The organism is Vibrio genomosp. F10 str. 9ZD137, assembly GCF_049974785.1.
Classification (GTDB): domain Bacteria; phylum Pseudomonadota; class Gammaproteobacteria; order Enterobacterales; family Vibrionaceae; genus Vibrio.
Window position 1 is genome coordinate 1 of sequence record NZ_JBNGCJ010000052.1, and the last position, 10292, is coordinate 10292.

9 protein-coding genes and 1 pseudogene are annotated in these 10292 nt (G+C 41.6%); 4 read left to right on the top strand and 6 right to left on the bottom strand.

Annotated elements, in window-relative coordinates; all coding sequences use genetic code 11:
• On the bottom strand, positions 1–2188 hold a 2188-nt coding region (locus ACP45E_RS00620; RefSeq protein ID WP_069584586.1), incomplete at its 3' end, for a peptidase U32 family protein.
• Between the two features lie 298 nt (positions 2189–2486).
• Positions 2487–3353: a fructosamine kinase family protein gene (locus tag ACP45E_RS00625; RefSeq protein WP_017033358.1), complete on the bottom strand. Its 867-nt coding sequence runs from the start codon at positions 3351–3353 to the stop codon at positions 2487–2489.
• Positions 3354–3725: 372 nt separating this feature from the next.
• Between ACP45E_RS00625 and ACP45E_RS00630 the strand changes: the two genes are divergently transcribed.
• Complete coding sequence (locus ACP45E_RS00630; protein ID WP_017033357.1) at positions 3726–4070, top strand: DUF3802 family protein; 345 nt, start codon at positions 3726–3728, stop codon at positions 4068–4070.
• Positions 4071–4093: 23 nt separating this feature from the next.
• Here the strand turns inward: ACP45E_RS00630 and ACP45E_RS00635 are convergent, their stop codons facing one another.
• On the bottom strand, positions 4094–4621 hold the full coding sequence (locus tag ACP45E_RS00635) for an NlpC/P60 family protein (protein WP_017038574.1): 528 nt from the start codon (positions 4619–4621) through the stop codon (positions 4094–4096).
• Between the two features lie 93 nt (positions 4622–4714).
• Here ACP45E_RS00635 and ACP45E_RS00640 point away from each other — a divergent pair, with 93 nt between their 5' ends.
• Entirely contained in the window at positions 4715–6757 is a 2043-nt protein-coding gene (locus ACP45E_RS00640; RefSeq protein ID WP_026026711.1) for a methyl-accepting chemotaxis protein, read from the top strand.
• A gap of 101 nt (positions 6758–6858) precedes the next feature.
• On the opposite strand, the gene ACP45E_RS00645 is transcribed toward ACP45E_RS00640, so the two are convergent.
• On the bottom strand, positions 6859–7647 hold the full coding sequence (locus ACP45E_RS00645) for a sterol desaturase family protein (protein ID WP_017038576.1): 789 nt from the start codon (positions 7645–7647) through the stop codon (positions 6859–6861).
• Between the two features lie 70 nt (positions 7648–7717).
• Between ACP45E_RS00645 and ACP45E_RS00650 the strand changes: the two genes are divergently transcribed.
• Positions 7718–8452, top strand: coding sequence for a tRNA-uridine aminocarboxypropyltransferase (locus ACP45E_RS00650; protein ID WP_026026712.1), 735 nt, complete (start codon positions 7718–7720; stop codon positions 8450–8452).
• A gap of 158 nt (positions 8453–8610) precedes the next feature.
• Entirely contained in the window at positions 8611–9519 is a 909-nt protein-coding gene (gene nagK, locus ACP45E_RS00655) for an N-acetylglucosamine kinase (RefSeq protein ID WP_017038578.1), read from the top strand.
• Positions 9520–9703: 184 nt separating this feature from the next.
• On the opposite strand, the gene ACP45E_RS00660 is transcribed toward nagK, so the two are convergent.
• On the bottom strand, positions 9704–9994 hold the full coding sequence (locus tag ACP45E_RS00660) for a DUF2960 domain-containing protein (protein WP_017033351.1): 291 nt from the start codon (positions 9992–9994) through the stop codon (positions 9704–9706).
• Positions 9995–10056: 62 nt separating this feature from the next.
• Positions 10057–10292, bottom strand: a pseudogene (locus ACP45E_RS00665) (bifunctional molybdopterin-guanine dinucleotide biosynthesis adaptor protein MobB/molybdopterin molybdotransferase MoeA); the annotation flags it as partial.

Here is a 10292-nt window from a genome sequence, read left to right on the forward strand (position 1 = left end):
CCGCTCTTCCGATCTTCAAGCCTTCAAAGTGCTTAATCAATTCAGCCTTATCTTGCACTTCTTTAGAGCCTGCACCAATATTGGTTAGATCAATGAAGAATTCATCAAACAAATCCGAGAAATCACTCACAGCCTCATGATTTAAAAACTGCTCGTGATTGTAGATACTCGGGTAGCCACCTTTTTGTTTATCAACCGCAAATGAAATGCCTTTCACATTGGTAATGGTTGTCGCTTTCTCACACTTGAGCATACAGCCCGCTTCGATACTCGGTTTGTTGCAGCCAACGGTTCTTTGGAAAAAGCACTGTCGGCTCGTCATCATAAGAATAGGGTGGTAAATGCTGTAGAACAGTTTGAAGTTCTCTGGGCGGGTGATATGACGGATTTGGCCTTTATTGATCTCGTTTGAAATAAACGCACCGGCACAGTTTAGCTCTTCTTTAAGGGTAACTAACGCGTGTGAGTTGGTCGTATTCATGAATGGCCCAGCCACCCATTCAATGCCCATTTCATAGGCTTTATAGGCAATGCCGGTATTGTTAGTGACGATACGCTCAGGTTTAACTTCTTCTAAGATACGCACTGCTTCATCGTAATCTTTACCAATCAATACCGCAGGGAACCAAGGAATCAAACGAGGGTTTTCAGCCAAAATATCGATGTATTTATTGCAACGTTTTTTAAAGCTTTCGGGTAATTTAAAATAAACATCCGCATCAGTAATGTCACAGAGGTGCAGATCGGCGACGTCAGCAATTAGCATTGAAAGCGTTGGCGTTTCGTTCACTTTAGGGTGCTTTTCAAGCGCAGGAACATCGACATGTTTAATGACATCGACAGAACCATTTAAAATGAAATCAATTTCTTCTTTCAGCGCTGAAATTTCTTTCAATGGAATGCTGAGTCCTTCTTCCATACGAGAAAAATCATACTCAGCCAATGTATGTACAGGGCTTTTTAACGCTTTAAAACGTTTGGTCAACAACTCTTGAGTAATGGCTTTTTCACCCGCAACCGATAGAGCAGAAGAGGACTGAACGGTAAATGTCTCGTCTTTTGAAATAACAGAGACAGTTAACGGCTGTCCCAGTTTTGCATCAAATGAAAGCATAACCTGTGTCTTAGAGATATCGAGGAATTGAATTTTTTCTCGCATCTCTGCGCCGATTTCATTTTTTGACGTGTAGAGGTTGTCTGTTACTTCTTGAATTTGTACAACGGAGATCGACTCGTTTTCCGACGTCGCTTTGTCGACCGCATAATTCACGCTGTTGTCGCGTGGATTATCAATAAACATGTCTTTCGTCAGGTTACCTTTGAGGAACGAGTTCGTGAAATCACGATTAAACACTTTGTGCAGATTAGCGTCATCTTCAATCAAGAGGCCTTTTTCGACGAAGCTATCGATTTGTTTACGCCATGTATCGACAACGGTATACACATAGTGAGCGCCTTTGATGCGCCCTTCAACTTTGAGCGAATCCACTTTTGCGTCAACCAGTTCGGGTAGATCGTAGTAGGCAGAGTTGTCTTTTAAGTTGAGCGGGTACTTATTACCGGCGTCGGTGATTTCATATTCATCACGACATGCTTGGCTACAACGGCCACGGTTTCCGGAATTACCAACACTGACGGAACTTGAATAACATTGACCCGAAAATGCAATACACAAAGCACCGTGTACAAAGACTTCCGTCAAGACATCGTGATCATGAGCGACTTCAGTGAGCATTTTAATTTCAGGTAGGTTGAGTTCTCGAGAGAGGTTAACGCGTGTTGCCCCAATTTTGGCTAAGAATTTGATTTGACCTTCGTTATGGGTCGTCAACTGAGTAGAGGCATGCACATCTAATGATGGAAAGTGCTTTTTAACTAAGTCAAATAACCCTAAGTCTTGAACAATAATACCGTCAAGCTTGGTATTGACGAGTTGGTTAAGCAGTTTACTAATGCTTTTAATTTCGTGTTCTAACAGCACGATATTCAATGTCAGAAAAACTTCGCAGCCATATTGGTGAGCTAACCGTATAACGCCATTCAGTTCATCAAGTGATAGGTTTGATGCTCTATTTCGCGCGTTAAACGTATTTAAACCGCAATAGACTGCATTCGCACCTGCCACGATAGCCGCTTTTATTGCTTCTACGTCACCGCCAGGGGCTAATAATTCAATTTTTCTGCTCATTTGAAACCGCTCAGTGTTTTTAACTTATAATTTTTGAGCGCGTATTCTAACGAGATCACTTGTTCATTACCACAACTCTCGCTTTCGTTGACTTGCGTCATATTAAATCACTAAGAAATAACGTTGTGTTTTACCAATCTAAGCAAATTGAAAGGTGGAAAAACTATGGAGGGGGTGCCTGTATTTTATTATGCAAACCACACTACTTTCGGTTGTCATAACAAACTGCTATTTGAAAGTAGTGATCGTTTGCCTATATGAGTGCTGTTGGAGGGTTAAAATCATGCATAAAGACTCTCTAATAACTATTTATGTTGTTTATCAAACCTTCTGCCTCGGCAAGGTAATGCCCGCCAAATAAATTGTAATGGTTCAGAACATGATACAAGTTATAAATATCTTTTCTTTCTCCGTAGCCAAAATCTAAGGGTAATATGCTTTCGTAACCATGATAGAATTCAGGCTGAAACCCACCAAATAACTCAGTCATGGCAATATCGCATTCGCGATCGCCCCAGTAGCAAGACGAATCATAGCAAATTGGGCCAAACGCAGAATTGGCGACATTACTGTGCCATAGATCGCCATGGATTAATGACGGGCGAGGGTGGTGATTGGACAGGATCTCTGAAACTCGCTCAGTAAATTCTGCGATATTAACCAGCTCTATACCTTTCTCTCTGAGAAGTTGAAGTTGCCAGCCAATGCGTTGCTCGGCAAAAAAACGATGCCATTTACGATCCCATTTGTTTGGCTGTAATGTCGTGCCAATGTAATTATCTTCATCTAACCCAAACTCTTTTTGCTCCCCCCATAAATGCAGCTTCGCAAGTTGCACGCCAAACTTATAACTCTGTTTATCATCTTCAAGTGGCTTAGTGGCTAAATAATTAAATACGATAAAAGAATGATCTTTGCTGGTACCGGTCAAGATAACCTCGGGGATAGAGACGGTAGAAGTGCTACGCAGAAGATTAAGGTTGTCGGCTTCAATGAGATACTTGTCAATGAAGTTTCTCGTATTCGATTTTACAAAATAACGTTGCTCACCGTCACTTATCATGTAGCAATCATTGATGTCACCACCGTTCATCTTTGCGCGCTCGGTGATCGTATAATTGAACATAAGTGCTTCAGAGAGTTGTTGAGTCAATGCTTGCCACATAATAATAACCTTAAGATAAGTACTTATTTACATTAAGTTTAGGACAATTTTTTTCGATTACCTGCTCAAGAGTTGACACAAAGCGAGAATTTTCGCCCATTTTATCGTTAATGCGGAGAAGTGTGACTTTAGTCAAGCGCAGTTAACACTAATGAGTTCTCGATTTTTTTTGTAATCGATGAGTAATGGCCAATTTTAATTCACCAATACGGACTCCCTTATTGAATTGAAGCCTCGTTTCTTTGACAGCGACGTGATTAGTAAACTATAAAGTGAGCTCTAAAGCATAATCAGGTTGTTAAAGTGCGTATACTTGTCTTAATATTAATGAGAACCTATTCTCATGTATTGCAGTAACTAGGAGATTTAAGTGTGGTTGTAGAAACCGATGGATATTTAGCCTTAATTGAACATTTAGCATTGAACCTAGATGTGTTTACATCTGCAGACGGCGATACGGGTGCTGAAAGTATTGAAGATGTCGTGACTGACATGGTTTCAAGCAACATTATGGCCATTTTTGAACAAAATCCAGAGCTGCATTCAAGTGTACGCTTTAAGTTATTAAAAGAAGCGGATTCCGTTGTTGAGGATTTGGGAGAGGTATTGGCAGGAGCCTGGACTAAACCTGCAACCAACGAACAGATCACCTTCCTTGACGAATACATTGCCTTGGTGAAAAACCTGTTCGACGTTGCAGTGGCGACCTACGATTAATTTCCCATTTCAAACATACCCAATCAGTTGACTATAGGCGGGTATTCTACTCGCCTATAGTGCCAAAACTTAGATGCCCAATAGGGGTTATCAACTCTAGAAATAATCACGCCTTTTGATGTGGAAGCATGCAAAAACTGACGGTTTCCCAGATAAACACCCACATGGCGAGTGGTTCTCGATGTTCTAAAAAATATCAGATCGCCCACTTCCGCTTCGTCATAGCCCACCTTTGACCCAACTTTACTTTGATGAAGTGTCGTCCTTGGAAGTTTCACATTTAAAGCATCGTGATAAGCGATTTGCACAAATGCAGAGCAATCAATGCCTTGAAATGACGTGCCGCCCAAACGATACGGCACTCCTTTCCAGCGTTCATATACGTTCATAAATGATTGCTTAACTTTATGATCGTAGGCAGATAAGGTCGGAGAAACTGATACAGAGCTTGAAGATCCACTTACGGGTTTCGAAGGACCAGATGTATTTGTACAACCGGTCAAAAAACCAATGCCGATAATGATGATTGTAGTGATCTTTAGTTTAGTCATTTGACATCTTATTGAAATATCGTTGAAATTTATTTGTAATGAGTGACAACTAGCATAGCGGATAACGTGTTCGTCAAAGTAGCTAGTAAAAATATGAACAAAAAAAGAAACACATCATTTTCTCTATCGTTAGTTCAAACCATCAGTGCGGTATTTATCTGCATTTTACTCTTAATTGTTGCACTGTCATTTATTACCACAAAAAGTGTTGATCGAGTTGGCCATGAGTTTAGTGCTTTATCGGAAAAAGCGCTGCCGTTAGCGATCAATAATGCCAAGTTGACTCAGACCATTCTCGAACAAGTGAAACATATAAGCTATGCCACACAGGGGACAACGGTGGAAGCACTGAACGAGAACACAGTAAACATTCATGAGTTAATGAAGAAAAGTAACCTGCTGTTGAATAATGTCAGTCAGTTTTCCGATGGGTTCACGACGCGTGAAGAAAAAGATGAAAATTCCCGTCTACTGACGACATTAAAAAATAGCCTACAAAAATTAAACGCGTCAACCATTTCTATACTCGATACTCAGAAAAGCTTACTTGAACAACAAAACACAATCGATGACCAAGTGGGAGCATTTCGTTATGGGCTCAGTTCCATTGGCCCAGAGATGAATCGTATCGCTTCCTTTCTAAGCAACAATAATCCGGAGTCATCTGACGCTGCTAATCGGTTTATCGCCAGCGCTAGCTCTATAGAGAGTACATTTTTGATGCTGATGATGCAGGTAGACTTAGAAAAAGCGGAAGAGCAATATCAAGAAATGAGAAACCGAATTGCAGGGATCAATCTTGCCTATGATGACTTCAAGGATTGGCATCCAGATATCGAAGAGTTTTCCAGCTTGACCACCCCTTACACTATGGTAAACGATGGGTTCAAACAGCAAGGAATTTTGAAAAATATCATGACTAAATTGTCATTGTCGACTAGCCAAAAAACGCAGATAACCGAAGTCGTGCGCCTTGGAGATACAACCGTAGCGGCACTTGAAGCTATTTCTCAAACGGCATTATCACTGATTGAACAGCGAGAGTTAGCGGTTAATAAAACGATCATTTCAACGTTCAGTCGAATTGCAATGATTGGGACAACGATTGCCTTCATTATTGTTACATTTGGTCTCGGTTTAAGACGTTGGCTAAATACTAGCCTCAAAAACATCACTATTCATCTTAACCGTTTAAGTGAACATGATTTTTCATCGAGTGTACCTATTATCGGCCCTAGTGAATTTCAGGAAGTATCAAAGAAACTCAATACTGTTATTGAATCCACAAGCCGATCTATTTCTACCGTCACCCATAACTGCGAAACTTTATATAAAACAGCCGAAATTAGCCATAACGCGGCAGAAAGTTCAAATGCTACCTTAATTGAGCAAAATACGTCACTAGAGAACATGATCACGACAGTGAATGAACTTGAGGCTTCAATTAGTCAAATATCCTCGATCACCCACCAATCGTATCAAGATTCATGTCAAGCCTCAGAACACTCGCAACGAGGTTTGGACGTCGTTGAAACCAATCGACAACGACTGGAACAGTTAGAAGAAACACTCAATGCAAATGAAGATTCAATGGTCGAACTTGATCATCGAGTAAAACAAATACGCGAAATGGTAGAGATGATATCGGCCATTGCTGATAATACGAATCTATTGGCGTTGAACGCTGCCATTGAAGCCGCACGGGCAGGGGAACAAGGAAGAGGATTTGCCGTGGTTGCTGATGAAGTAAGGCAGTTGGCGAGCGGAACCTCACAACAGACGAAAAATATCAGAGTCAAAATGAACCAATTGATCGCCGCTGCTGATAAATCTCGTGTGGCGGTTGAGCATTCTCGTGTAGAAATGGTGTCAGCATTAGCGTCAAGTGTGGAAGTAAAGGCGACATTTTCCGATATAGAACAAGCGGTCAATCAAATTCAAACAAGGGTAGAGCAAATTACTGTGGCGACAGAAGAACAAGAGCGCGCGACCAAAGAAGTGAGTCAATCCATTGCTCTTGTCTCTAAGCAAGGTGACCAAACGAAATATCAGCTGCAATCCATGGTCGAAAGCTCAGAGCAAGTGGCAACGATTGCTGGGCATCAGCAAACCATGCTTCACAAATACTCACTGTAAATTCATCACAGATGAAATCTGAGTTTATTCAGTGCGTAGTCAGTTAAGTGCTAAGTTAGTTAAGTTAGTTAAGTACTAAGTTAGTTAAGTGCTTAGTTAACTCAACGCTTACGAAAAGGTTGAGTTAACATTTTGTCCAACCATTGCTCTCTTTTTGAGCGAAATACGGGTAAGCCTATGGTCATCTGGTCGTGACCTTGCTTCGGTTGAGCAATATAAGTGTTAAACAGCCTGTCCCAAATTGATAAGAAAAAACCGAAGTTAGAGTGAGTCTCTCGTGCGATGATAGAATGATGTACACGGTGCATATCGGGAGTCACTATCCACTTTCTTAACACCGAATCAATGGTAGGGTGAAGTCGAGCATTACTGTGGTTAAACATAGCACTGCCGTTAAGCAACACCTCAAAAATAACCACAGCGCTTGCTGGAATACCCACAATCATAACGATAGCAATCTTGATAAACATCGAAAGAATGATTTCAACGGGGTGGAAGCGAGCGCCTGTCGTCATATCGATGTCTTGGTCTGCATGGTGCACCTGATGCAATCGCCAAAGAAAAGGAATCTTGTGAAAAACCGCGTGTTGACAATAAATCGCGAGATCCAGCAGCAATACTGAAACAATAAGCGTAAGGAAAGCAGGCATCGAGGTTCGATTAAAGAGTCCTATTTCGTTAATCGTCGCGTATTGGGCGGCTTGGTATGCGACAACAGGAAAAAGCACAGCGAGAAGTACGCTGTTTAAAGAAACCAGTCCAATATTATTTAGCCATCGAACGCTTTTACTTTGTGTTAGGCGCTTACGCGGTAATACCCACTCCCATATTGCGCACAACATGAAAATAGAGACAAAAAATATCAGTCGGATTGACTCTGGATTATTCATAACAACTTCCTTTGATTCTTAGTGTACTGTAAGTACAATGCCGTCAACTTTCTAGTACTAATCAAGCATCATGAGAATTCACGCCTTCCACCACCTACTTAAATATCGTCAGAGCCTGTCGACTCGCACGTTTAAAGCACGAGGGGCTAAAGTATCCCGTTGCGATTATTGCCAAGTCGCCACCAAGCACTGCCTCTGTGAATATCAGCCAGATATCGAGACTAATGTGGCGGTTATGCTGATCGTTTCTGACAATGAAGTGTTTAAACCGAGTAATACAGGGCGATTAATAGCGGATGTTGTGAAAGAAACAAGCGTGTATCAGTGGAATCGTACCGAACCAGACGAAGCGATGTTGGCCCAGCTTAACGATCCCAAGTATTTCCCACTCATTGTTTTTCCTGAAGACTATGTTGATGACAAATCTCGGTTGATTAATGAACAAAGCTTTCCTTTACCCCACAATAAAATGCCATTGCTGATTTTTATTGATGGTAGCTGGCGAGAGGCGAGAAAGATATTTAGAAAGTCCGATTATTTAAGCCAGCTTCCCGTCTTTTCAATTAAGCCGGAATCCGTATCTCAATATATGATGAGAAAGTCTGATAACGATGACCATCTTTCTACCGCAGAAGTTGCCTCTATTGTGCTTAGCAAAGTGAACGAAAACCAAGCGGCTCAGGTACTAGAAATGTGGTTTGAGACTTTTCGCGAAAGTTATCTATTAACAAAGACGCGCTTGAAACCGGATCTCACTAAACCCGCGCTGAAACGTTTCCTAAGTGAAACTAATTTCGAGAAGTAACTCTAATAATTGGAAACTCGTTGGTCTATAAATGTACAGTTGCATTTAAGTGCCAGATAAATTTGTCGTATGTCACGGTTTGTAGGCTGAGCTATATGGATAATGCCAAGAGAATAATTTTAGCACCTCGCTTGGGTGCTTTTTAAGGAGAGATTGGAATGTATTACGGCTTTGATGTGGGCGGCACAAAAATTGAATTTGGGGCTTTTAATCAGAAATTAGAAAGAGTCGCGACGGAACGAGTACCAACGCCAACGGACGATTATCCACTATTAGTCGAAACCATTACCTCATTAGTGAAAAAGTACGACCAACAATTTGAGTGTGAAGGCAAAGTAGGGCTAGGCCTACCGGGAATGGAAGATGCTGACGATGGTACGGTTTTAACGGTTAACGTTCCTGCCGCGAAAGGGAAACCATTACGCGTAGATCTAGAAAAAAGCTTAGGTCGTCAAGTTAAAATAGAAAATGATGCCAACTGTTTTGCTTTGTCTGAAGCATGGGATGACGATCTAAAAGATCAACCGAGTGTTATGGGGCTAATTCTTGGTACAGGCTTCGGCGGCGGTTTGGTTTATGAAGGAAAAGTGTTTGGCGGCAGAAACAACGTTGCGGGTGAACTTGGTCACGCTCGTTTACCTATCGATGCATGGTTTCACTTAGGGGAAAACGCGCCTTTACTGAGTTGCGGTTGTGGTAAGAAAGGCTGTTTAGACAATTATCTGTCGGGGCGTGGCTTTGAACTTCTTTACGCGCATTATTATGGCGAAGAGAAAGCAGCTATCGATATTATTAAGGCCCAAGCAGAAGGCGAGGCTAATGCAGTAGCGCATGTAGAGCGTTTTATGGAGCTCCTTGCTATCTGTTTTGCCAACATTTTTACGGGTAATGATCCCCATGTGGTCGCACTTGGTGGTGGCCTTTCAAACTTCCAGATGATCTATGAAGAGATGCCTAAGCGTATACCAAAGTATCTATTGTCGGTTGCGAAGTGTCCAAAAATCATTAAAGCAAAACATGGCGATTCTGGTGGTGTACGTGGTGCTGCGTTCCTCAATATAAAGTAGTTTTGCTTTGTACATACCACTTTGATTTTCTGTACGGGATTTTGCGTAGATTGGAGCTTAGCTACAATACAAATAGAAAAGGGCTTGCATCGGCAAGCCCTTTTCTCATCTAGACACTATTCTCTAGATGAGAAAAGTGTCTAGACAAATCGTATCAAGAAATGAATATCGATAATCGAGTACGTTATTTTTTACCGACGCCTTTCTCACCAACCTCTTTCTCACCAACACCCAAGTTTTCTTTTTGCTTTAAGGTGATTTTACCAAAGCCAAGTCGCGCAAAGTGATTATCACGGTAATTACGAACCGCTTTAGTATCTGATACCGCTTCAATTTGTTGTTCCATTTTTAAATAGCCGCTTAAATCAATCCCTTCAGCTTCGGCAACCGCTTCGTGAATATTGCGGTGTTTCTCGTAAGAAAATACAAGCTCTTTGGCTTCACTTTTGTAGGTGTAAAGGATAGTACGTGCCATAAAAATAGTTCTCAAAATAAAAGGCCGGAACTTCCGACCTTAGTTGACATAGGTTATAGGGGCTAGATTCTGCCTTGAAGCGGTATAATTGTCACGCTTTCTCCGACTTTTACTGTATCAACCGCAGGAGCTACTTCAATCAGGCAATTGGCTTCGCTCATTGAACGTAATATACCCGATCCTTGTTTTCCCGTCGTACGAACAGATAACTGACCTGAAGAATCGATAGAATAAACACCACGGCTAAATTCCGTACGGCCTAGCCTAGAACGTAACGGGGCCTCTGCCACCGCTGATA